Source organism: Enterococcus sp. AZ104 (assembly GCF_050546705.1).
Taxonomy (GTDB): domain Bacteria; phylum Bacillota; class Bacilli; order Lactobacillales; family Enterococcaceae; genus Enterococcus; species Enterococcus faecalis.
This window is the reverse complement of the sequence record NZ_CP172952.1, coordinates 2,401,565-2,423,983: the sequence shown is the minus strand read 5'-3', so window position 1 is coordinate 2,423,983 and position 22,419 is coordinate 2,401,565. Positions and strand designations below refer to the sequence as shown.

Here is a 22,419-nt window from a genome sequence, read left to right as displayed (position 1 = left end):
TGAGTTAGAGGATGTTCATTGGTTGTTTTGCACAAAAAAAGGCTTAATTTTGTTTGATAAGTACAATGAAGATAACTAGGGAAACGTTTACAATCAGAGTGTAATCAGTCAGGAGGTTTTGTGATGGACTTGGAAAAAGTTTTAAAACAAAGAATCGAAGAATTGTCAGCAATTGGGAGTGATCCTGCAGGAGGGATGACACGCTTACTTTATACAGATTCGTGGTTGGCAGCACAAAAGTATGTGCAAAGCCAAACTGAGGCGTTTGGACTGGAAACGCAATTTGACGAAGTCGGGAATCTGTTTTGTCGAGTGGCAGGAACGGAATTTCCTCAGGAAACGATTTTAACTGGGTCACATATCGACACAGTAGTTAATGGTGGGACCTTAGATGGTCAATATGGTGTTATTGCTTCCATGACGGCTGTTCAATATTTATTAGACAAATATGGGAAACCACGGCGTTCTTTAGAAGTGCTTTCCATGGCTGAAGAAGAAGGGAGTCGTTTTCCAACGGTTTTCTGGGGAAGCAAAAATGTCGTTGGTGAAGCCAAACGTGAAGAAGTAGTCGATATCTCTGACAACGAAGGTAAAAAGTTTGTTGATGAGATGCATCGCCAAGGCTTTGATTTTCGGCAGGAGCAAACTAGACGTGAGGACATTGAAGCATTTGTCGAAATTCATATTGAACAAGGCAATATTTTAGAGAACGAAAAGCTCCAAGTCGGTGTTGTTCATAGTATTGTAGGGCAACGTCGCTACACGGTTAACTTAAAAGGGCAAGCCAATCATGCAGGCACTACGCCAATGAGTTACCGTCATGATGCGGTATATGGCTTTGCTAAAATTTGTGCAGAAGCCATTGATCGTGCGAACGAAATTGGGGATCCGTTAGTTTTAACATTCGGCAAAGTTATTCCGAAACCCAATACAGTCAACGTGGTGCCTGGAGAAGTGGAATTTACAATTGACTGCCGTCATACCGACGCTGCTTTTTTACGACATTTTACCGGTGAATTAGAAGAACGGATGAAAACAATTGCTCAAGAATTAGGCTTGACGATTGCGATTGACCGCTGGATGGATGAAGCCCCTGTACCGATGAATCAAGCAATTGTAGAAGTTATTGAACAAAAAGCCAAAGAAGGCAAGTATCAGTATCGTATGATGCATAGTGGTGCTGGGCATGATTCGCAAATTATTGCGCCCCATTACCCGACAGCGATGATATTTGTGCCAAGTATTGGTGGGATTAGTCATAATCCAGCAGAAGCAACGGCATTTCCAGATTTGGTTGAAGGCGTCAAGCTTTTAGCAGATACCTTATATGAATTAGCGTATAAATAAGATAGAAAAGGAAGAATTGTGATGGGTTATAAAAATAATCGAGTTGGTTACCAAAAAGAATTGTTAACATCAAGAGCTGTGATAAAAAAAGACAATTACGCCATTATTCCCCATGATGGTTTGGTGCAAAATGCAGTACCTGGTTTTGAAAATGTCGATATTTCCATTTTGGGATCGCCTAAATTAGGTGCGACATTTGTGGATTACATTGCTACGTTTCATAAAAATGGTCAACAAACAACTGGTTTTGGTGGCGACGGGATCCAAACGTTGGTTTATGTCATTGACGGTCGTTTGCGCGTTTCAGATGGTCAAGAAACTCATGAACTTGAAGCCGGGGGCTACGCCTACTTTACGCCTGAAATGAAAATGTATTTAGCGAACGCACAGGAAGCGGACACAGAAGTTTTCTTATATAAAAAACGCTATCAGCCGTTGGCAGGCCATCAACCTTATAAAGTGGTTGGGTCAATTCATGACCAACAACCCGAAGAATATGAAGGAATGACAGACGTTTTACTTTGGAGTTTATTGCCGAAAGAGTTTGACTTTGATATGAATATGCATATCTTATCTTTTGAACCAGGCGCTAGTCATGCCTATATTGAAACGCATGTCCAAGAGCATGGTGCGTATTTAATTAGTGGCCAAGGGATGTACAATTTGGACAATGAATGGTATCCAGTGGAAAAAGGGGACTATATTTTCATGAGTGCCTATGTGCCACAAGCAGCCTATGCGGTTGGCCGTGAAGAACCGCTAATGTACGTTTATTCCAAAGATGCCAATCGTGAACCAGAATTATAAAGAAAAGCCGAATGTAAAGTAATGACCTCGGAACAATAGGATTTGAACACGCAGTGGTGAACGGTAGAGTCCTTTTTCTTGGTAGACGTTACTTTTATTCGGCTATTTTCCTGTTAATTATTTTCCTGAAAGTTCTAGCGCTACCCGTAAGAGTAAACTCGTCTCAGGCTCTTGGATAGAGGTGCCTAATAATTTTTCACATTGATTCATGCGATATTTAATGGTGTTTCTGTGTAGGTAAAGAGCGTTGGCCGTTTTAGTAATTTCGCAATTGAAATCTAAAAAAACTTTCAAGGTTTTTCGTAATTCTTGTAACGTCGGTTCCGTCGGATAGGCCAACTCTTTCAATTGTTGCTGGCAAAAGTATTCAACATCTTCAGTGCCAATCTTTTCAAAAAGTCCAGCTAGGCCTTTGGGATGGAACAATTGCACAGTCGCTGGTTTTTGAGCGTGTAAAGAAGCCTCTAATGTCGAGGAAGCTTCAATATAAGAATTAGGCAAATCTTCTAGGTTTTCATAAGCATTGCCTAAAGCAAAGCGAATGGTAATAGGCAAAGCCTGTTGCAAACGTTCAGCGAGGTTTTGCAAAATCATCAAATGGTCATTTTTTTTAGATTGAAAAATCAAGATACTTTTATTTTGATTTTTTAATTTAAACAAGGCGACATCTGGCAGGATTTCCGGCAATTGTTCTTTGAGCCATTGGAAAATTAGTTGCCCTTCCGCTTGCTGATAACGAATATGGGTTTCATTTTCTGGTTTAGTCACGCCGTAGACAATCGCTAATTGATAATAATCACTGTTGATTAAACGATAATTTTTCCAAAGTTCCAACCAATTTTGATGTTTACTCAGCGCTTCTTGATGTGTATCAAGCAAGCGGTCCAAAAAGTCTGTTTTGAGATGCTCAAAAGATTCAGCAATTTTCTGGTTTTTAAATAACATAAAAGTCAAAACTAAAATGGCCTGATCAATGGCAAATTCAGAAATAGGATAAGGAATCTGTTCAGGAGATAAGACCAATAAATAATAGGGAAAATAATCGTTCACACGAATTGGAAAGCCAGCTACTTGAATGTTTTCTTGTCGCTCATCCTGTAAACGAAAGATTTTCTTTTCTTGTGCCAATTGTTGAAAGTGGTCTTTTGATAATTGTTCGATGAAAAACTCCGCCGATTTTTGATTGCCATAAAAATAATTCGAGTGGGCAATCACCTGTTGCCAAGGACTTAATAAAATAATTGGCGCATTTAAAATTTTCGCAAATTCAGCGATGAAGCGCGTAGCATCAACATCTTGCATTAATAATGTTGAAAAACGCTTTTGTATGTCAAATGCTACAGACATCTGTTCGGTTTTGCTATCACGAAGATAGCCTACAATTTCATGCAACAACCCGCCTAGTGGCTGTGTGCTAGGAATTTTAATCAGGGGCAAATCAACGGCACTGGCATAGGCAACAATTTCTGGTGAAATTTCGTCAAGGAACCGCCCAACTTTGATTCCTAAAGCCGTACACTCTGCTTGTTTTAGCGAGTTAATAAAAGGTTTCAATTTTTCTTGATCATCTTTATAAATCATTGCCGTTGTTAAAATCATGACATTTTTAGGGATAAAATCAGCCACATCAGGTGTTTCCGTGATTTCTACACTTTCCAAGGGCTGTGTTAAGTTTGAGTGAGACGATAATAATTGTAAGTCAGAAAATCTTGGTAAAGCCAAGACCTCAGCTAATATTTTCATCACAACAACCTCCTTTTTTTATAGTATAGCGAAGAATAAAAAGGAGTACAAAAGATAGTTATTGAATATGTCTAAAAAACAAAGTCAAAATAGTGCAAATTGAACAATGAATTTCTGGGTTTTTCCAAAGATAATAAAAGAGAAGAATTAAAAATGAAGTGAGGGATTACTATGTATCAACAACCAAATTTTGTACGGCGAACAATCATGACGCCGGGACCAGTCGAAGCCCATCCATCGGTACTTCGTCAAATGGGTCAACCAATTTTAGGGCAATTTGATCCAGAATTTCTACAAATTATGGATGAAGTTCGGGAAATGATTAAAGTACCTTTTGCCACAAAGAATCAACAAGCCTTTGCCATTGATGGCACGTCACGTTCAGGCTTGGAAGCGGGGTTATTTGCGTTGATTGAGCCAGGCGACAAAGTGCTTGTGCCTGCGTATGGCCGGTTTGCTTATTTATTAGGTGAAATTTGCGAACGCGCCCGGGCCGAAGTCATTTATTTAGAAAAGGACTGGCTCGCACCGTTTGAACAAACAACGGTGATTGAAGCGATTAAAGAACATCAACCAAAAATTGTTGCGATGGTCCACGGCGAAACGGCGAATGCACAAATGCAACCACTGGATCAAATTGGCGCCTTTTGTCGGGAAAATGAAATTTTCTTTGTAGTAGATATGGTGGCGACTTACGGCGGTGTTGAAACAAAGGTCGATGATTGGAAGATTGATATTGCGGTAGCAGGCACTCAAAAATGTGTCAGCGTACCTTCAGGCCTTTCTTTAATTACCTACAACCAACGTGTAGCCGATTATCTAGCGGGCCGTTACCAAAAAGAGTTAGGGCTTGGCGCGGATGCGCGGAATGAACGGTTCATTCAAAGTAACTACTTGGATTTATCGCAATTAGAAAAATATTGGGGACCAGAGCGCTTAAATCACCATACAGAAGCGACTACAATGATTTATGGGCTACATGAAGGGCTGCGCTTGTTACTTCAAGAAGGCATGGAAAATGTCTACGCACGCCATCGGAAAAACGATCGTATTTTAGTTGAAAGTCTGCAAAAAATGGGCTTAGAAATTTTCGGAAAGTTAGACACAAAAACACCAACAGTCATTCCTGTGGTCATTCCAGAAGGAATTGATGGTGAAAAAGTGCGGAGCTTATTACTGGATCATTTTAAAGTTGAAATTGCCTCTTCCTTCGGTGATTTAAAAGGAAAAATTTGGCGGGTCGGTAATATGGGTTACAGCAGTCGCGAAGACAATGTGTTGCATTTTTTAAGTGCCTTTGAGACTGTATTGAAACACCAAGGCTATCAATTTGAAGGCGGTAGCGGTAGTACTCATGCATTGGCTGAGTATTTAAACTAAAAAAGAAGGTAGGACAAAGGTCACTACGTAAAAAAGCGTAGTGCTTTTGTTCCTTGTGAAACGTTAACCAAAAAAATGATTGGTGGAGGAAAAGAAAATGACAGACAAGACAAAAAGTTCGTTGGCTTATTGGAAAAAAATCGTTATTTTACTATGTATGGGCTGGGTAACAATCTGGATTTATCGTTCCGCGCTTTCTCCTGTTTATCCACAAATTCGCGCGTCTCTAAATGGTAACGCTTCCGATACGGCCCTAGGGTCCATTTCTAGCTTTTATTTTCTCGGTTACGTAGTCATGCAGATTCCTGCAGGCTTCTTGGTAGACAAAATTGGGAAAAAACGTGTATTAATTCCAGGCTTTATCTTGTTTGCGCTGGCAGCATTACTGATTGCCCAAGCCCAAACGATTGGAACAATTTACTTAGGTAGCTTATTGGCAGGCTTAGGATGTGGTTCTTTCTATGGCTCGGCTTACTCGTTGACGTCGCAAAACATTCCTCAAGCCAAAAAAAGTTTTGCAACAGCTATTGTCAACAGTGGTTCAGCAGTTGGTTCAGGTTTAGGGATGATTTTATCTAGTTATTTAGTTGCCCAAAAAGGATTACCTTGGCAAGTGATGATGTACATTTCCGCCTTTATGATTATTTGTATGTTAGTGGCTTTTCAAGTGATTATTCGCAATCATAAAGAAGACATGGCCTTGATTCAGCCAACCGTTGTTGATGAAAAAGATAACGAAGCGGTAAAAGAAAAAGTGCCCTTTAAAAAACTGTTTGCGCCACATATGCTATTTGCGTATATTTTATATTTTGGCACTTGTTATGCATATTATATGATTGTGACTTGGTTACCTAATTTTTTAAGTACCGAACGTGGTTTCCAAGGAGCAGCAATAGGGTTGTCCTCTTCGCTGGTCGCATTTGCCTCTATTCCAGGAGCGTTATTTTTTAGTCGGTTGGCGGATAAGTACATGCATAAAAAAGTTCAATTCATCGTTGTTTTAGAATTTTTAGCAACAGCCATGCTTTTGTTAACTGTACAAGTAAGTAATGCGACGTTGTTATTAATTGCTTTAATTATGTATGGGTTCTTAGGAAAATTAGCTGTAGAACCGATTATTATTTCTTGGCTAGGTGAAAATGCACCAAAAATTGGAATTGGCACTACTTTGGGCGTGTTTAACTTTTTCGGCATGATGTCATCTGTGATTGCCCCAGCTTTAACTGGGAAAATTTCTGACACAACGGGTTCGAAAGTCATGGGCTTTTATATTGCCGTCGTGATTTTACTAATTGGCACGATTCTTTTTATGCTTGTCAATTTAAAAAAACGCGGGGCAGATTCGTCTAATAAATAAAAAAACAACGCAAACTTATCTTTCGCTGAATAAGTTTGCGTTGTTTTACTTTTTGACAATCATATTAATCGCTTGTGCTAATCGCTCTTCTTGTTCTTTAGGGTCTTTTTCAGGATTTTCAAAGCAATGCTTTAAATTTTCCGCAACAATCATCCCCATTACGCGATCAATACTAGAACGGACCGCACTCAACTGAGTGATAATATCGATACACTCTTTTTCTTCATCAATCATTTTTTGAATTCCGCGAATTTGACCTTCTGTGCGGCGTAAACGATTCAGCACTTTCTTTTTTTCTTCAGTCATTTTGCCCCTCCTTAAGAGTAGTGATTGGTTTAAAATATACCTACACGAGGTATTTTTGTCAACTATCTTTTCTTTGAATCTAAAAATGGCAGAAATCTCTTCAGTTGACAAGTCTAACTTTTTCATGTTAAATATACCCCGTAAGGTATATAAGAGAAGGAGAACAAAATGTTATTTCAATTGTTTAAAAAAACGCCAAGTATTTCAACAAAAGAACTTCAGTCACGTTTATCTAAAGAGATAACGTTATTAGATGTCCGAACACCTAGCGAATACCGCGCAGGGCATATTCCACAAGCGATTAATGTCCCACTTAACAAAATTCCCGCCTACAACAAATCCGCTAACGAAGTCTATGTGATTTGCCAGTCCGGCATGCGCAGCAAAAATGCGGCCAAAATTTTAGCGAGAAAAAACTATCACGTGATTAACGTTCGTGGCGGGATGTCCCAATGGTTTGGTCAAATTAAAGGAGGAAAATAAATGAAAATTGTAATTATCGGAGGCGTGGCTGGTGGCATGTCAGCAGCGACACGTTTACGTCGCTTAATGGAAGATGCTGAAATTGTTGTCATGGAAAAAGGCCCTTTTGTTTCATTTGCAAACTGTGGTTTGCCTTACTACGTTTCTGGCGAAATCGCAGAAAGAGAGCAACTGCTTGTTCAAAAACCCGAAGCGTTAAAGGCACGGTTTAATTTAGATGTTCGTCCTCACCATGAAGTCGTGTCTATTGATCCAATAGAAAAAGTGATCACAGTGAAACATGAAACAGAAATTTTAACAGAACACTATGACAAATTAATTTTATCACCAGGGGCGAAACCTTTTGTGCCACCAATTACAGGATTGGCAGAAGCCAAAAATGTTTTTTCATTAAGAAATGTTCCTGATTTAGATCAAATTATGACAGCCTTGACACCAGAAACAAAACGAGCCGTCGTGATTGGCGCAGGCTTCATTGGCTTGGAAATGGCAGAAAACTTGCAAAAACGCGGATTAGAAGTCACTCTCGTGGAAAAAGCGCCTCATGTTTTACCGCCATTAGACGAAGAAATGGCCGCTTTTGTCAAAGCTGAATTAAGCAAAAACAATGTTCAAGTAATTACGGGACAATCTGCGGTTGCTTTTGAAGAAGAAGGGCAAGTGATTCGCTTAGAAGACGGTCAAACATTAGCTTCTGATTTAACCATTTTGTCGGTGGGGGTCCAACCAGAAAATACCTTAGCAGTTGAAGCAGGTGTAGCAACTGGTTTACGTGGCGGTATTGTTGTTGATGAACACTATCAAACGAATCAACCCGATATTTATGCGGTTGGGGATGCTATTGTAGTGAAACAACAAATCACTCAAGAAGATGCGCTGATTTCTTTAGCTTCTCCCGCCAATCGCCAAGGACGTCAAGTAGCGGATGTGATTGCTGGATTAGAGAGAAAAAATCAAGGAAGCATTGGGACCGCCATTGTGCGAGTCTTTGATTTAACCGCTGCTTCAACTGGTTTAAGCGAACGGGCTGCTAAAGCTGCTGGACTAACAACAGCTGTTGTGCATATCAGTGGAAAAGACCATGCGGGGTATTATCCTGGCGCAACAGATCTTCAGTTAAAATTAGTTTTCCATCCTACGACAGGGGAAATTTATGGCGCACAAGGAATTGGGGCAAAGGGCGTAGATAAGCGGATTGATATTCTTGCGACCGCTATTAAAGGACAGTTAACTATTTTTGATTTACCTGAATTAGAGTTTACCTATGCGCCGCCGTTTGGTTCAGCGAAAGATCCCGTGAACATGTTAGGCTATGCAGCGATGAACCTTGTAGAAGGATTGAGTGAAAACGTTCAATGGTATGAGTTATCCAACGAATTAGCTAAGGGGGCTGTTTTATTAGATGTCCGTAATCCCGCCGAACGAGCCAATGGTCAATTTAAAAATGCTGTGTCTATTCATTTAAATGAGTTAAGAGAACGTTTGGAGGAATTAGACAAGTCAACGGAGTACATTGTTAGTTGTCACAGCGGTTTGCGTAGTTATATTGCAGAACGGATGCTAAAACAAGCAGGCATCTCAGCCAAAAATTTAGATGGTGCTTTTGCGCTATATCGAATGGTAAAACCGGAGGAACTAGAAAATGTATAACACGATTGGCATGCCTGAATTTTATCAGGAAGCAAAACGAAAAAAATTACCGATTATTGATGTACGAGAAGAAATGGAATATCAACTGGGGCATGTCCCTCAGGCCATCAACTTACCTTTAAGTACTTTAACCGAAAATTATCAGCAATTAGATAAAAACCAACCCTATTATCTGATTTGTCAAATGGGATCGCGCTCCGCACAAGCGTGTGCGTTTCTCAGTCAACAAGGGTATCAAGTAACCAATGTTCTAGGTGGTACATCTGGCTGGTTGGGTCAATTAGAACAATAAAATAACAAAAAACGTTTATCCTTTTACACAGGATAAACGTTTTTTGTTAGATAAAGATGTGTCAAAACTGTAAGAGGAATGATAGGAAGATGAAGGGACCGGTTTTTTTATTCATTATATACTAAATAAAATGACAAACTCGTCAACAGAAATCAAGGAGGAACAAATAAATGAAAAAGTCAGGCCAGAAGAAGCGAAATAAAAAAGTGTGGTTCGGTATTGGTGCCGCAGTGGTCGTCGTCGGATTTATCGGAGCAAAAACAGTTTTTTCTTCAAAAGAAGTTGAACCTGAATACACAACGTATACCATTACAGAAATGGCCTCATTAAAATTAGATGGTCAAGTGAGTTTTCTAGATACTCGGGATATTTTCTTTGATCCTTCTTTAGGAAAAATTGCCGAAATAAATGTTGAAAATGGTAAAGAAGTCAAGAAAGATAGTCCATTGTTAACGTACAATAACTCAGACATCCAAGCCACAGAAACAGAACAAGCGAATGCCGTTAATCGGAATAATCTTCAAGTTCAACAAGCACAAGAGAACGTTAACTTAGCCACTCAAAAATACAATGAAGTCTTAAACAAAGTTGCTGCAGCCAAGCAAAAATTAAACACCGCAAAAGAGGCTGAAGAGAAAGAAACACTAAATGCGGAAATTCAGCAATTGAATGAAGCCGTTAGTGCTGCGAATAGTGAAGTCGCCCAAGCTAACCAAGCCCTTCAATTAGCCAACAGTGATGCCGTCGGAGCAGCAAACACGCTTGAACAAACACGTGGCAAAGTCAACACAGTCGTTACAGCACCAATTGATGGCCAAGTCACTGTTGATGCTAGTGCCATGAGTAGTACCGACAAACCAGTCATTAAAATTGCAACACAAAAGAAAAATATTCAAGGAAAAGTAACCGAGTATGATTACGATAAATTACAGACAGGGGAAGAAGTAACAGTGACGACCGTTGGTTCAGGTAAATCAGCACCAGGCAAAATTGTTTCCATTGCGCAAACCCCAATAGCTAAAAATGAAGGCAATCCAGTAGTGAGTTATCAATTTACAGTAGAAGGTGATTTTCCTTGGGCAGAAGGCTTGTCTACTAGCATCGCTGTGCCGCAAAAACAAATGATTATACCGACAGCAGCAATCCAAAAAGAAGGCGAAAAAGAATTTGTCTATGTTTACAAAGCGGGCAAAGCGAAAAAAACACCGATTGAAACAGAAACAAATTTAGGTCGTAAAGTTGTCAAAAGTGGCTTGAACTGGAAAGACCAAGTGATTGCCAATCCCAATAAAGAATTAAAAGATAATCAAGATGTTCAGGTAGCTGCCAATGATTAAGCTATCCCATATTCATAAATATTATTATTCCGAAGAAGAAACACTGCATGTGTTAGATGATATTAACCTCCAAGTAGATGCTGGAGAATTTTTAGCGATTATGGGTCCTTCTGGTTCTGGGAAATCGACTTTGATTAATTTGCTAGGCTTTATTGATAAAAAGTTTGAAGGAACGTATTTATTTGAAGACCGTGAAATTGGCGACTTTTCTGATAAGGAACTATCCCGAATTAGAAATGAAGCAGTCGGCTTTGTCTTTCAGAATTTTAGTTTAATTGAAACACTAACAGTTGAAGAAAACATTGAATTACCTCTTTTATATAGTGGGTTAACCCCAAAAGAAGCCAAAGATCGTGTCCACGAAGTTCTGACAAAAGTCGGCTTGCCAGATAAAGGCAAGAAGCATCCAAAACAACTTTCGGGCGGACAACAACAACGTGTTGCCATTGCGCGTGCGATTGTCAATCGGCCAAGTTTTATTATTGCAGATGAACCAACTGGGGCTTTAGATAGTAAAACATCGGAAGAAATTTTAACGCTCTTTCAGCAATTAAACAATGAAGGTGTCACCATTATTTTAGTGACACATGATGAAGAAACAATTGAATACTGCAATCGTTTGATTAAAGTTCGTGATGGAAAGATTTTAGAGGAGGTGCTGACATGAAACGTTCAATTATTTGGAAAACCGCCTTCCGTTCCATTTTGAAAAATAAGCGACGCAGCTTGTTAACGATGCTAGGGATTGTCATCGGGATCGCTTCGGTGATTACCATCGTGGCTATCGGTAACGGCTTTAAAGAAGACATGGTCGATAAATTATCTGCTGAAAAACAAAAAGAAAATGTGAAAAAGATTTCTTTTTCGGCTTACAACACTTCGGATATGTTTAGTGACCAAGCGATGTTTACCGACAATGATTTAGGGGTCGTGCGCATGGTTCCTGGCGTAGAAAAAATTGATTTTGATCAAAGAGAAGTTGATGGCGCCCAAAAAGGTACACTGAATTTTCAAGCAGGACCGAAAAATCTTTCCGTAACCTATGAACTTGCCAACAAAACCACCAAAGAATTGTTGGCGGGACGCCAACTGAATGATGGAGACAATGCAAAAATGGATAAAACAGTGGTGGTGGATGAACTGGTTGCCAAAGAACTCTACCAAGACCCGACTGCAGCAGTTAATCGAACTTTTCCATATAAAGAGCAACTTTTTACCATTGTTGGCGTGACAACCAATACCAGCGGTGCCATTGGTCCAGGTAATGATGACTCATTACTTTATTTTCCAAAAAAGACCTATGAACATTATTTCGGCAAGCTAAAAGATACATCTACGTTGAAGCTAACAGTGGCACCTGGCTACCAACCAGATCAAGTATTGAAAGAAACAATAAAAACTCTCTCTCAACAAGGAACCATGAAAAACAGCGGGACGTATCAAGAATATAATGTTAAAGATACCATCAAAGAAATGGGCTCTTTATTAAATAATTTAACCTTGTTTATTTCCGCAATTGCGGCTATTTCACTGGTAATTGCTGGGGTCGGCGTTATGAATATGATGTACATTTCGGTCTCAGAACGGATTAAGGAAATTGGTATCCGACGTGCATTGGGCGGGACAGCCAGTGATATTAAAAAGCAATTCTTAACAGAAGGGATTGCCTTGACCTTAATCGGCGGAATTACTGGTTATCTTTTAGGAATGATTATTGCCTACTTAGCCTCAATGGCACTACCGTTTTCTGTTCGACCAGATTTAATGACCGTTTCATTAGCCATTGGGATTTCTGTCTTTATCGGGGTTGTATTTAGCTATTTCCCTGCCTCGGCAGCTTCAAAAAAAGACTTAATCGATATTATGAAATAAATATAAATAGCAAAGAAACAGCCATTTTTGGCTGTTTTTTTTAGTGAAAGTAGAAAAAAATCCAAAGATTTCAAGAGAAAGTAGCTAACAAACGTCAAAAGGTTGATATTAGCTACCAACCTTTTGACGTTTGTCAGCTAAATAAAAAAGAAAAAAATTAAAAAAATAGCACGTTGAGGATTAAATAACAAACATTTTTTAAATAAGACTATTGGAAATCCTTTATAAATAGGGGATTACAGGAATGACTGTTAATGACTGATTTGCTTGTAAATTTCTAAATTTTAATTCGAAAAAATTCCAGTATACTAAATATATCAAAACAAAACACGAAAATTGAGAAAATTTTGAACCAAAAAAGAATTAAGGAGGAATCAAGAATGAAAATAATGGTCATCACAAAAAATATTTTATCAGAAACTGCTTTTCAAAACCGCTTACAGCATTTAGATCACCAAGTTTTTTGTACGACGTGTCTGATTGGTGAAATTAAGGAAAGTCATTTGTTTTATCGAAAATTTGATGCCATCATTCTCAGCGAAACGATTCCTCGCAAAGAACAATATTTATATCTAAAGGAATTAGCCAGAGTTAAAACGCCGTTGTTTCTTCGCTCGGAAGACATTCCTACCTCGGAAGAATTGAGCATTAGCTATCAATATGGCATTCTCAATTGGTTACGATTGGATGCGACTTTGGATACATTAAGAGAAAATCTCCTTTTGGCAGAATTAAATAAACCCATCCAACGAGAAGATGAAAAGTTAGATGTAGAGGGGATAAAGCTAACAGCCGCAGAACGTGCACTACTGGCTGTCTTGTATAGTACGCCAAAAGAACACTTACCAATGGAACGCCTTTGTAAATTAATATATGACACAGAAGAAACAGCCAATAATCGAAAAAAAATGACCAAACAGCTGACAAAATTAAATAAAAAAATTCAAGTAGGGGGCTTTAAAAAACAAGGTATCCAAAATACACGGTATAAAGGCTACAAACTGCATCCGCAGTTGCTTCCTTACATTGGCGAATTATTTACTTAAATTAGAGAAGCACTTGACGAATGAAAATCACCATCACAGGATGACCCCTAAAAACCATGCTATACTAATAAGGAATAGTATAGGAGGTGGGTCTGTATGAAAGACGGACTATATTGGGTACAACAATTAAAAGAACAGAAAGTAAGTCACACAGAACTCTTAAAGGATATTGAGAAAAAAGTCCAAAAGTTAAATCCAAAGATCAATGGCTTTGTAACCTTTGACAGCCAAAAAGCAGAAGCAACTTATCAAAAAAATAAACAGCAGGACACACTATTTGCTGGTTTGCCATTTCCTTTGAAAATGTTAGGCCAAGAAAAAGCGGGGTGGTCAGCAACGGCTGGCTCGCAACTTTTTAAAAATAGTACTGCAACAACGACTTCTAACTTTGTCAAACAAGCAGAAACGATTGGCTTGATGCCTTTAGGACAAACCAACGCTCCAGAGTTTGGCTTTAAAAATATTACGGACCCTGCGCTTTACGGGCCAGCCCGCAATCCTTGGAACCTGGAACATTCGCCAGGCGGTTCCAGTGGCGGCGCTGCCGCAGTTGTCGCTAGCGGGATTGTTCCTATAGCCGGCGCTAGCGATGGCGGTGGCTCCATCCGAATTCCCGCCTCTTTTAGTGGCTTAATTGGCTTAAAACCTAGCCGTGGCTCCATGCCTGTCGGCCCTGAAGGCTGGCGAGGCTGGCAAGGTGCCTCGATTGACTTTGCGTTGACTATTTCTATGAGAGACACCAAAGCGTTATTCTATGGCCTACGTGGTAGCCACAGTGGCGCCCCCTACCAAGCGCCCTTGGCAGAATGGCAAACACACCCTAAAAAACAACGGCTAAAAATTGCTCTGTGTACCGCTTCGCCTATCGGCTCAATGATTTCGCCAGAAGCAACACTAGCGGCGAAACAAGCGGCTGATTTTCTGGCAGCCGCTGGCCATGAAATCATTGAGATTCCTTATCCAGTCGATGGTGCAGCGCTGATTCGCTCCTATTATCAAATGAACGGCGCAGAAACTACAGCGATGATGAACAGCATTCAACAGGGGCTCGGGCGCCCAATTCGTAAAGAAGAAATCGAATCTTTTTCATGGACCATGCATCAATTTGGCCAAAAGATTCCAGCAGCCACCTATGTTCATTCATTACAGTTGTGGGATCAAGCAGCAGTAACGATGGAAGAACTTTTTCAAAAATTTGATCTGTTTTTATCACCAACAACGGCTTTTTCAGCACCAAAAATTAACGAAGATTTGCAAAGTGAGCACATTCGTCAACGAATGGAGCAAGCAGCAGAATTAACAGAAGCAGAGTTAGCTGAATTAATCTATGATTATTTTGATAAAAGTTTACAGATAACACCGTATACTCAACTAGCTAACTTGACAGGACAACCAGCCATCAGCTTGCCCACACATGTTACGGCAACGGGGTTACCCTTAGGCATTCAATTGCTGGCTGCTCGTGGACGTGAAGATCTCTTATTCCAAGTAGGCGAACAGTTTGAGCAAGAAGGCAAATTTAAATTACCAGAAAGTTACCGCTAAATAGGGTGTTATTGTGACCAAATTTCAGATAAAATAGACACAAGACAAAAAACTGAGGTGGAAAAATGCTGTACGTAGTGAGACATGGTGAAACAGATTATAATGTGGCCCGTAGAATTTGTGGTCATGCGGAAGCGCAATTGACCGAAAAAGGCTATCAACAAGCAGAATTGGTAGCTGAAAAAATTGCCAAACAAGGAATTCAAATCGACCGTTTACTGGCGTCGCCTTTAAAAAGGGCGCAAGAAACAGCCCGTAAAATTGCAGAACGAAATCAATTGACGATTGAAACAGAACCTCGTTTAATTGAGATGAATTTTGGCATTTATGATGGTGAACCGATTGAAACAACGGCTTTCCAAGAAAATCGTTCTGAGATTTCCTTGCCGTTTCCAGAAGGGGAATCAGTCCTAGATGTCGCGGGTCGAATTTATCCCCTGATTGAGGAAGCCTTGGCTTCAGAGGAAACTTACCTATTTGTTTGCCACAATGCGGTTATGCGAGTCATTGATAACTACTTCAATGGTAAAAAAATCCAAGATTTCTTGGACTTTCATTGTGAAAATACACAACTTGTACAATACGGAGAATAAAAATCAAGTCTTTAATCTTTTGGTTAAAGACTTGATTTTTTTTATGGTAAATAAGAAACCGCTTCCGTTTTAATGTATAATAAATTAACTTTTGGATCAAAAAAGAAATGGGGAAAAGACTATGAGAATTGATAATATTCATCAAGCGTTAAAACAGTTTCACGTACAAAATCCAAGTAGCAAAGAAACCTTGTTGCCCGCAACGGCTTCGCAATTAAGTCAGACCTCTGGCTATACCCGAACCGCTGTTAGTGAAGAGCTTTCAGAATTAGTGAGAAAAGACCAAGTCGTTAAAGTTAAATCAAGACCGGTGTTATTTTTTGATAAAGACTACTTAGAGGAACAGTTTCCTTTTTTTAAAAGTAGCACGTGCTACGATTCCCTCGCTTCGCTGCAAGAGGACATTTATCAACAGACAGAACAGATACATAAGAAAAAGCAGCTACTGAAAATGAATCCATTTGCGAACGTAATTGGTTTTGATGGGAGCTTAGCAGACGCCATCAAGAAGTTGAAAGCCGCTATTTTATATCCGCCTAATGGCTTGAATATTTTACTTACTGGAGAATCTGGGGTGGGGAAAACCTTAATTGCGGAACAATTACACCAATTTTATCAAGTTAAAATGAACCAAGAAGTTCCGTTTATTTATTTTAATTGTGCAGAATATTTCAACAATCCAGAATTATTAACTTCGCATCTGTTTGGCTATAAAAAAGGCAGTTTTACTGGTGCCGTCAATGACCAAAAAGGCTTAGTGGAGTTGGCAGATGGCGGTTTTTTATTTTTAGATGAAGTCCATCGATTAACGAGCGAAGGCCAAGAAAAATTGTTTACAGTTTTGGATAAAGGGTATTTTACACGGATGGGCGAAGCCGAAAAACAAAGAAATGTATCGATAAAATTTATTTTTGCAACAACCGAAGCAGTCAATCAACATTTTTTGAAAACGTTTTCAAGAAGGATTCCTGTGACATTAGCCATTCCAGCTTTAGCCGAGCGCTCTTTGAAAGAAAAAATTCAATTGATTTTGTCCTTTTTCTTAGAAGAAAGTCAACGGATTCAAAAGAATATCCATATTCGTTATGAGGCGTTGAAACAATTAACGTTTACTCATTTTGAAGCCAACGTTGGCGAATTGAAAGCGGCGATTCAATTTATGAGCGCACAAGCCTATTTAGAAGTGTTCGATCAATTAACGGAAACTATTTGCATTGAAGCAAACGAGGGGACAGTCAAAGAGCAACCTGATGTAGAAAGTCTGCTGGCTTTTAATGAGTGGATACCTAACGATGGCCTCACGATTCAATACAACCATTTTTATTTAAGCAGTCAAGAGTTACTCAAATCGGAAAGTCTGAAAAATGATCGTTTTTATAATTTTCTATTGAAAGAATATGCGGATTTGAAAAAATTAACTCTTTCGACAGAGGATGCGCTAGCAATCATGCAAAACAAAGTCGAGCAACTTTATGATATGGATATTTTTGCTCAAGAACCGCTAGCCATAGAGGCCATTGACGAAACATTGCAGCCAAAAATTCAAGAAGCCATTGTCTTTTTTGAACAATTAATCCAAGAAAAATTGACAGAGGATTTCCAGAATATTTTAATTGTCCACCTTTATTCTGCTGTTTTTTATTCTGCACAAATGAATGAAACATTTTATTCAGATACCAAAAATATCTATTCTGGTAAAGTAACCCAGTATCAAGCTGCTAAGGCCATGGTGGACTTTCTACAAACGTTGTTTGGGATTTCTTTTGCTGATACGGAAATCCTCTTTTTTGATCTATTTATTCGTAAAGTCACAGCTAAAAAAAGAGCGCACTCAGATGAAGAAAACTGTGGCGTTATCGTCGTTGCACATGGTGCCGCGACGGCCAGTAGCATGGTTGAGTACACCAACCTTCTGTTTTCAACAACGGTCATGCGTGCAGTTGATATGCCGATTAATCAATCAGTGGAAGAAACATTAGAAAAAGTCCGTACAATTGTAAAGCAAAATCAGTATAAAAAAATTATTTTAATGGTGGACATCGGTTCCCTGGTTTACTTTGGTAATGCTATCAGTCAAACGTTTCAAATGGAAGTGCTGCTAATTAGCAATATCAATCTATTAACATTGCTAGAAGTGGCCCGAGAAGTCATTTATGAATCGACGGCGTTTGAGTATCTATTACCAGTCTTAAAAGAAAAAAATCATCGCGCCTTGATTTGCAGTAAAGGTCGCTTCAACGAGGCAAAAGTTCTCATTATTTTCTGTCTAACTGGCATGGGGACTGCTATTAAAATTGAACAGTTGTTACTAAAAACTTTTCCCAATGAATTACTAACGAATGTACGCATCATTACTTTAGAGAAAAGAGAAGTGGAAGACATTGATCGCTTGCATTCTTTTGTTCGGAAAGAAGAGAAAATCGTTGGTATCATTGGCACCGTAAAGACAGAAGTGCCAGATATTCCGTTTATTTCTTTACAAGATTTACTATCGAAGCGGGGCATTCAGCTAGTTTTCGAATTATTAGGCCATCATTTAGAAGAAAAACAAAACCAAGAGTTACTAAAAAAAGTTTCAGCTAAATATATTCAAGGATTATCAATCGAAGCTATTACAGACTTACTAACGGTTTTGAATCCGACAACCATTTCAATCGAATTAGCTAAGATTTATTCAGACATTTGCTTGCAAACTAAAATAAAAAGTGACGAAAAGATTTTACTTCGTTTTATCATTCATTGTGCTTGTATGTTAGAACGGCAATTGTTGAATCCAGAATATGACCCGACAGCTTATGAAGTGTCATATCGAGAGTTGCCAGAAGCTGTATCTGTCATAAAAATGGCGTTTCGACCGCTTGAAGTGTCCTATAATCTGTTGATTCCACCTTTGGAAGTGCGCTATATTTATGAATTGCTCTTTGAAAAGGCTTAATTCAAACGGAAATGAAAGTTGGCACACTTATTGCTTTTAATAAAATGATTAATTAGCAAAGGAGTTTGTTTATGGAAAATGAACCAATTTTACTTTTAACACACAATGGTTGGGGCTTGGAATTAGTCAAAAGCGTCCAGATGATTGTTGGAGAAGTCACAAATGTACATGAAGTTGCATTACAAGCAGAGGATTCACTGGGGGATTATTTAGAACGAGTCACAGAAAAAATTGACCAATTAACGTGGCACAACCAGTTGCTAATTTTAACAGATGTTAAAGGCGGCACACCTAGTAATGTTGCATTACGTTTATCAAAAGATTATGACCTCCTGATTGTGTCAGGATTATGCACATCGTTATTATTAGAATCCGTCATGAAACAAAGTGGTCCTGGATTTCGTTTACAAGATGCAGAGATGATTCAACAAGCAGCAGTAGACAGTTGTCAAATTTTAGAAATTCCAAAATAAGAAAGTACAGGTGAACAGAATGTCAAAAATCGTATTAACAAGAGTCGATAGCCGTTTAATCCATGGACAAGTAGTGACTAAATGGTTACAACAATCAGGTGCAAATGAAATTTTGGTAGTGAGTGATGAACTAGAGCAAGATGAATTTTTACAAAGTATTTATTTAATGGCGGCGCCTCCAGGGGTTTCTGTAGTAATTAAAGGGATTGAAAGTGCCAAAGAATATTGGGAATCGCAAGAAAAGGAAGAGAAAAAGGTGTTATTTTTAGTGCCAGATTTAACGACCTTAAAAGCGATGGTGGACCAAGAAATTATTAAAGAGGAGATTCAAGTTGGTGGCTTAGGTGGCGGACCAAATCGGAAAAATGTTTTAAAAAATATCAATTTATCTGAAGAAGATGTTGCAATTTTGACTGAACTTTTAACGAAGGGCATCCATGTTTTCTTCCAAGCGATTCCCGAAGAAAATCCCCTACCAATTCAAAAATTAATTGAAAAATATCAATCACTATAATCAGAGAAAAAGGAGAGAATCATATGGGCGTTTTAGGTGTTTCAATTATTATGGGACTTTATTATTGGTTTGCACGTTTGCGTTTTGGGTACACATTTTCAGGCATGCTGTCTCAGCCATTAGGTGCAGCGTTGGTGGCTGGTTTAGCAACAGGAAAACTTAGTGAAGCAATGGTTGTAGGTGCGGGGATTCAACTTGTTTATCTAGGAGTCACCTCCACACCGGGCGGCAATGTGCCTAGTGATCCGGCTTTAGCTTCAGCAATTGCGATTCCAATTGCTTTAGGTGTGGGAATGAATGCCGAGGCGGCTGTTGCACTAGCTGTTCCTTTTGGTGTGTTAGGCGTCTTTATGGATCAATTACGGCGGACCATCAATGCGACGTGGGTGCATATGGCTGATAAATATGCGGAAGAGTTAAATTATGGAGGGATTTACCGAGCTGCGTTTGTTTATCCAGCTTTAGCGGGATTTTTAATTCGCTTTCCTTTGGTTTTTGCGGCGAACTTTTTTGGTCAATCCGTGGTGAATAAAGTCTTAGAAGTTATCCCAGCATGGTTGATGCACGGCTTTGAAGTAATGGGTGGTATTTTACCAGCGTTAGGATTCGCCTTAACAATTATGGTAATTGGCAAGAAAAATTTGATTCCTTATTTTTTAATCGGTTTTGTTGCAGTAGTATATTTTGGCGCAGAAGTTATGGCCGTCGCTATTTTAGGAATCTGTATTGCCTTTTTAGTTAGAAACAAGGCATTGAGTGAGGAGGCAGCATAATGGAACAAATGACACAAGCAAATGAACAACAATTGGAACAGAAAAAAATTACTAAAAAAGAATTATCCAAAGCCTTTTGGATTTATCAACTAGGCTGTGAATTATCCAATTCTTATGAACGTCTTCAAAGTTTAGTTTTTTGTGCATCGATGATTCCTGCAATTAAAAAACTTTACGCAGACGATGAAGAACAACAAAAAGAAGCTCTGAAACGTCATTTGAATTTTTTTAATACTGAAGGAACAGTAGGGGCTTCCATTCAAGGGATTGCAATTGCTATGGAGGAAGAAAAATCCAATGGCGCAGCGATCTCTGATACGGCGATTACATCGATTAAAACTGGGCTGATGGGTCCGCTGGCTGGGATTGGTGATTCAATTATTTGGGCAGCATTAATGCCGTTAATCATTTCCATTTTTATTCCAATGGCTAAAGGAGGTAACGTGATTGGAAGTATCGGTCCGTTGGTTCTGTACACAGCCATTACATTATACATCAGTTGGACGTTAGTGAATAAGTCCTATACATTAGGGCGTAATTCAATCTTAAGTTTGTTAAAAGACGGCAAAATTAAGCAAGTCATTTATTCAGCAAATGTTTTAGGAATGATGATGATGGGCGCTTTAAGTGCGAGTTATGTTAAAATTGCTAGCCCGATGACGTTTAAAGTTACTGGCGGTGCCACGATTGTTTTACAAGATATTCTAGATCAAATTATGAAAGGGGTACTTCCTTTAGCAGCAGTCATGGCTATTTATTTCTTCATGGTAAAGAAAGGCCCACGTTACGGTATCATTATCGGCACGATTGTCTTAGTTAGTTTGGTCACTTCATTCTTTGGTTTGTTATAAAGGAGAAAATAATGAATAGTTACGAAAAATTCCACTTAAAAGAAGTCATCAATGCTTCTGGGAAAATGACCATTCTAGGTGTCTCCAAAGTTTCGGAGGCAGTCCTCGCGGCTCAACGATTCGGCGGCGAACATTTCTTTGAAATGAGTGAACTTAGTGTGCAAACAGGGGCCTTTTTAGCCAACTTGTTGAAGGTAGAAGATGCCCAAATCGTTTCCTCGGCTTCGGCGGGGATTGCCCAATCGGTGGCTGCCTTGATTGGAAAAGGCAGCTTGTACCACGCGTATCATCCCTATACAGAAAAAATTGAACAGCGGGAGATTGTTTTACCTAAAGGGCACAACGTGGACTACGGCACGCCTGTAGAGGTCATGGTAGCGCAAGGTGGCGGCCAAGTGGTGGAAGCTGGCTACGCCAACATGTGCAGTCCAGAACACGTGGAAATGATGATTTCTGAAAAAACAGCGGCCATTCTATACATCAAAAGCCATCATACCGTGCAAAAAAGTATGCTGACGGTGGCCGAAGCGGCCAAAGTGGCGCAACGCCACAAGGTGCCGCTAATTGTTGACGCGGCAGCAGAAGAAGATCTTTTCAAATACACTGAAGCAGGCGCTGATTTGGTGATTTACAGCGGCGCCAAAGCAATTGAAGGGCCAAGTGCCGGTTTAGTGGTCGGGAAAAAAGAATACATTGACTGGGTGCGCCTACAAGGAAAAGGCATTGGTCGAGCAATGAAAATTGGCAAAGACAATATCCTAGGCTTTACGCAAGCAGTGGAAGAATACTTGGCGCATGGCAGTGAATCAGGGGCTTCGATGCAAGAACGCTTAAAACCGTTTGTTGAAGCCATCAACAGCTTGTCATATTTAACCGCCAAAATTGTCCAAGATGGCGCTGGACGAGACATTTATCGCGCCAGTGTCAAAGTGGACGGCAGAAAAACTGCCAAGGAAGTCATCCAAGCATTAAAAGCAGAAAGTCCAGCTATTTATACGCGAGAATATCAAGCCAACAATGGCATCATTGAATTTGACATTCGTTCTGTCAATCAAGAAGAAATGAACAAAATCGTGCAACGATTACAAGAAATTATGGACACAAAGGAGAAATAA

General features: G+C 39.4%; 21 protein-coding genes. 19 read left to right on the top strand and 2 right to left on the bottom strand.

Annotated elements, in window-relative coordinates; genetic code table 11:
* Window positions 1-123 precede the first annotated feature (123 nt).
* Window positions 124-1,347: an allantoate deiminase gene (allC, locus tag IGJ37_RS11620; RefSeq protein WP_002383320.1), complete on the top strand. Its 1,224-nt coding sequence runs from the start codon at window positions 124-126 to the stop codon at window positions 1,345-1,347.
* A 21-nt stretch (window positions 1,348-1,368) separates the two neighbouring features.
* Window positions 1,369-2,154, top strand: a complete 786-nt coding sequence (gene allE, locus IGJ37_RS11615; RefSeq protein ID WP_002384779.1) for a (S)-ureidoglycine aminohydrolase — start codon at window positions 1,369-1,371, stop codon at window positions 2,152-2,154.
* Between the two features lie 117 nt (window positions 2,155-2,271).
* On the opposite strand, the gene IGJ37_RS11610 is transcribed toward allE, so the two are convergent.
* Entirely contained in the window at window positions 2,272-3,897 is a 1,626-nt protein-coding gene (locus IGJ37_RS11610) for a PucR family transcriptional regulator (protein ID WP_325815174.1), read from the bottom strand.
* A gap of 171 nt (window positions 3,898-4,068) precedes the next feature.
* Between IGJ37_RS11610 and IGJ37_RS11605 the strand changes: the two genes are divergently transcribed.
* Window positions 4,069-5,277, top strand: coding sequence for a pyridoxal-phosphate-dependent aminotransferase family protein (locus IGJ37_RS11605; RefSeq protein WP_002355061.1), 1,209 nt, complete (start codon window positions 4,069-4,071; stop codon window positions 5,275-5,277).
* 97 nt (window positions 5,278-5,374) lie between these two features.
* Complete coding sequence (locus IGJ37_RS11600; RefSeq protein ID WP_002370048.1) at window positions 5,375-6,634, top strand: MFS transporter; 1,260 nt, start codon at window positions 5,375-5,377, stop codon at window positions 6,632-6,634.
* Window positions 6,635-6,679: 45 nt separating this feature from the next.
* Here the strand turns inward: IGJ37_RS11600 and IGJ37_RS11595 are convergent, their stop codons facing one another.
* Entirely contained in the window at window positions 6,680-6,940 is a 261-nt protein-coding gene (locus IGJ37_RS11595; RefSeq protein ID WP_010820276.1) for a metal-sensitive transcriptional regulator, read from the bottom strand.
* A 168-nt stretch (window positions 6,941-7,108) separates the two neighbouring features.
* Here IGJ37_RS11595 and IGJ37_RS11590 point away from each other — a divergent pair, with 168 nt between their 5' ends.
* The 15 genes from IGJ37_RS11590 to IGJ37_RS11520 all read left to right on the top strand — a co-directional run bounded on the left by IGJ37_RS11590 (window position 7,109) and on the right by IGJ37_RS11520 (window position 22,419).
* Window positions 7,109-7,423 (top strand): rhodanese-like domain-containing protein, encoded by a 315-nt coding sequence (locus IGJ37_RS11590; protein ID WP_002370047.1) that lies wholly within the window; start codon window positions 7,109-7,111, stop codon window positions 7,421-7,423.
* Window positions 7,424-9,073 carry an FAD-dependent oxidoreductase gene (locus IGJ37_RS11585; protein ID WP_252671582.1) on the top strand — a complete coding sequence of 550 codons (1,650 nt, stop codon included), beginning with the start codon at window positions 7,424-7,426 and terminating at the stop codon, window positions 9,071-9,073. It begins immediately after the preceding gene.
* Window positions 9,066-9,365 carry a rhodanese-like domain-containing protein gene (locus IGJ37_RS11580; RefSeq protein WP_002355066.1) on the top strand — a complete coding sequence of 100 codons (300 nt, stop codon included), beginning with the start codon at window positions 9,066-9,068 and terminating at the stop codon, window positions 9,363-9,365. Before IGJ37_RS11585 ends, IGJ37_RS11580 begins: the two co-directional genes overlap by 8 nt.
* 170 nt (window positions 9,366-9,535) lie before the next feature.
* Window positions 9,536-10,702, top strand: a complete 1,167-nt coding sequence (locus IGJ37_RS11575) for an efflux RND transporter periplasmic adaptor subunit (protein ID WP_252671581.1) — start codon at window positions 9,536-9,538, stop codon at window positions 10,700-10,702.
* Window positions 10,695-11,369 (top strand): ABC transporter ATP-binding protein, encoded by a 675-nt coding sequence (locus IGJ37_RS11570; RefSeq protein WP_002367351.1) that lies wholly within the window; start codon window positions 10,695-10,697, stop codon window positions 11,367-11,369. Before IGJ37_RS11575 ends, IGJ37_RS11570 begins: the two co-directional genes overlap by 8 nt.
* A complete protein-coding gene (locus IGJ37_RS11565) occupies window positions 11,366-12,574 on the top strand; it encodes an ABC transporter permease (protein WP_002361089.1) in 1,209 nt (402 codons plus the stop codon). Before IGJ37_RS11570 ends, IGJ37_RS11565 begins: the two co-directional genes overlap by 4 nt.
* A gap of 380 nt (window positions 12,575-12,954) precedes the next feature.
* Window positions 12,955-13,620, top strand: coding sequence for a helix-turn-helix domain-containing protein (locus IGJ37_RS11560; RefSeq protein ID WP_002359135.1), 666 nt, complete (start codon window positions 12,955-12,957; stop codon window positions 13,618-13,620).
* Between the two features lie 96 nt (window positions 13,621-13,716).
* Complete coding sequence (locus IGJ37_RS11555) at window positions 13,717-15,165, top strand: amidase (RefSeq protein ID WP_252671580.1); 1,449 nt, start codon at window positions 13,717-13,719, stop codon at window positions 15,163-15,165.
* A 65-nt stretch (window positions 15,166-15,230) separates the two neighbouring features.
* Entirely contained in the window at window positions 15,231-15,758 is a 528-nt protein-coding gene (locus IGJ37_RS11550; protein WP_002359138.1) for a histidine phosphatase family protein, read from the top strand.
* 121 nt (window positions 15,759-15,879) lie between these two features.
* Window positions 15,880-18,693 (top strand): sigma 54-interacting transcriptional regulator, encoded by a 2,814-nt coding sequence (locus tag IGJ37_RS11545; protein ID WP_325815172.1) that lies wholly within the window; start codon window positions 15,880-15,882, stop codon window positions 18,691-18,693.
* A gap of 71 nt (window positions 18,694-18,764) precedes the next feature.
* The gene (locus IGJ37_RS11540; RefSeq protein ID WP_002365282.1) at window positions 18,765-19,166 is read left to right on the top strand and encodes a PTS sugar transporter subunit IIA; all 402 of its coding nucleotides are present in this window, start codon (window positions 18,765-18,767) and stop codon (window positions 19,164-19,166) included.
* A 19-nt stretch (window positions 19,167-19,185) separates the two neighbouring features.
* Complete coding sequence (locus IGJ37_RS11535) at window positions 19,186-19,680, top strand: PTS system mannose/fructose/N-acetylgalactosamine-transporter subunit IIB (RefSeq protein ID WP_002355078.1); 495 nt, start codon at window positions 19,186-19,188, stop codon at window positions 19,678-19,680.
* Window positions 19,681-19,703: 23 nt separating this feature from the next.
* Window positions 19,704-20,453: a PTS mannose/fructose/sorbose/N-acetylgalactosamine transporter subunit IIC gene (locus tag IGJ37_RS11530; protein ID WP_002355079.1), complete on the top strand. Its 750-nt coding sequence runs from the start codon at window positions 19,704-19,706 to the stop codon at window positions 20,451-20,453.
* Complete coding sequence (locus IGJ37_RS11525) at window positions 20,453-21,304, top strand: PTS system mannose/fructose/sorbose family transporter subunit IID (protein ID WP_325815170.1); 852 nt, start codon at window positions 20,453-20,455, stop codon at window positions 21,302-21,304. The genes IGJ37_RS11530 and IGJ37_RS11525 overlap by 1 nt, the downstream gene beginning before the upstream one ends.
* 11 nt (window positions 21,305-21,315) lie before the next feature.
* Complete coding sequence (locus IGJ37_RS11520) at window positions 21,316-22,419, top strand: DgaE family pyridoxal phosphate-dependent ammonia lyase (RefSeq protein WP_033599036.1); 1,104 nt, start codon at window positions 21,316-21,318, stop codon at window positions 22,417-22,419.

Bases quoted from the DNA above. Each gene is read 5' to 3' on its own strand.
- IGJ37_RS11590 (WP_002370047.1), top strand. From the start codon at position 7,109: ATGTTATTTCAATTGTTTAAAAAAACGCCAAGTATTTCAACAAAAGAA.
- IGJ37_RS11600 (WP_002370048.1), top strand. From the start codon at position 5,375: ATGACAGACAAGACAAAAAGTTCGTTGGCTTATTGGAAAAAAATCGTT.
- IGJ37_RS11520 (WP_033599036.1), top strand. From the start codon at position 21,316: ATGAATAGTTACGAAAAATTCCACTTAAAAGAAGTCATCAATGCTTCT.
- IGJ37_RS11535 (WP_002355078.1), top strand. From the start codon at position 19,186: ATGTCAAAAATCGTATTAACAAGAGTCGATAGCCGTTTAATCCATGGA.
- IGJ37_RS11525 (WP_325815170.1), top strand. From the start codon at position 20,453: ATGGAACAAATGACACAAGCAAATGAACAACAATTGGAACAGAAAAAA.
- IGJ37_RS11580 (WP_002355066.1), top strand. From the start codon at position 9,066: ATGTATAACACGATTGGCATGCCTGAATTTTATCAGGAAGCAAAACGA.
- IGJ37_RS11565 (WP_002361089.1), top strand. From the start codon at position 11,366: ATGAAACGTTCAATTATTTGGAAAACCGCCTTCCGTTCCATTTTGAAA.
- IGJ37_RS11555 (WP_252671580.1), top strand. From the start codon at position 13,717: ATGAAAGACGGACTATATTGGGTACAACAATTAAAAGAACAGAAAGTA.
- IGJ37_RS11550 (WP_002359138.1), top strand. From the start codon at position 15,231: ATGCTGTACGTAGTGAGACATGGTGAAACAGATTATAATGTGGCCCGT.
- IGJ37_RS11575 (WP_252671581.1), top strand. From the start codon at position 9,536: ATGAAAAAGTCAGGCCAGAAGAAGCGAAATAAAAAAGTGTGGTTCGGT.
- IGJ37_RS11530 (WP_002355079.1), top strand. From the start codon at position 19,704: ATGGGCGTTTTAGGTGTTTCAATTATTATGGGACTTTATTATTGGTTT.
- IGJ37_RS11610 (WP_325815174.1), bottom strand. From the start codon at position 3,897: ATGAAAATATTAGCTGAGGTCTTGGCTTTACCAAGATTTTCTGACTTA.
- IGJ37_RS11570 (WP_002367351.1), top strand. From the start codon at position 10,695: ATGATTAAGCTATCCCATATTCATAAATATTATTATTCCGAAGAAGAA.
- IGJ37_RS11595 (WP_010820276.1), bottom strand. From the start codon at position 6,940: ATGACTGAAGAAAAAAAGAAAGTGCTGAATCGTTTACGCCGCACAGAA.
- IGJ37_RS11540 (WP_002365282.1), top strand. From the start codon at position 18,765: ATGGAAAATGAACCAATTTTACTTTTAACACACAATGGTTGGGGCTTG.
- IGJ37_RS11545 (WP_325815172.1), top strand. From the start codon at position 15,880: ATGAGAATTGATAATATTCATCAAGCGTTAAAACAGTTTCACGTACAA.
- allC (WP_002383320.1), top strand. From the start codon at position 124: ATGGACTTGGAAAAAGTTTTAAAACAAAGAATCGAAGAATTGTCAGCA.
- allE (WP_002384779.1), top strand. From the start codon at position 1,369: ATGGGTTATAAAAATAATCGAGTTGGTTACCAAAAAGAATTGTTAACA.
- IGJ37_RS11585 (WP_252671582.1), top strand. From the start codon at position 7,424: ATGAAAATTGTAATTATCGGAGGCGTGGCTGGTGGCATGTCAGCAGCG.
- IGJ37_RS11605 (WP_002355061.1), top strand. From the start codon at position 4,069: ATGTATCAACAACCAAATTTTGTACGGCGAACAATCATGACGCCGGGA.
- IGJ37_RS11560 (WP_002359135.1), top strand. From the start codon at position 12,955: ATGAAAATAATGGTCATCACAAAAAATATTTTATCAGAAACTGCTTTT.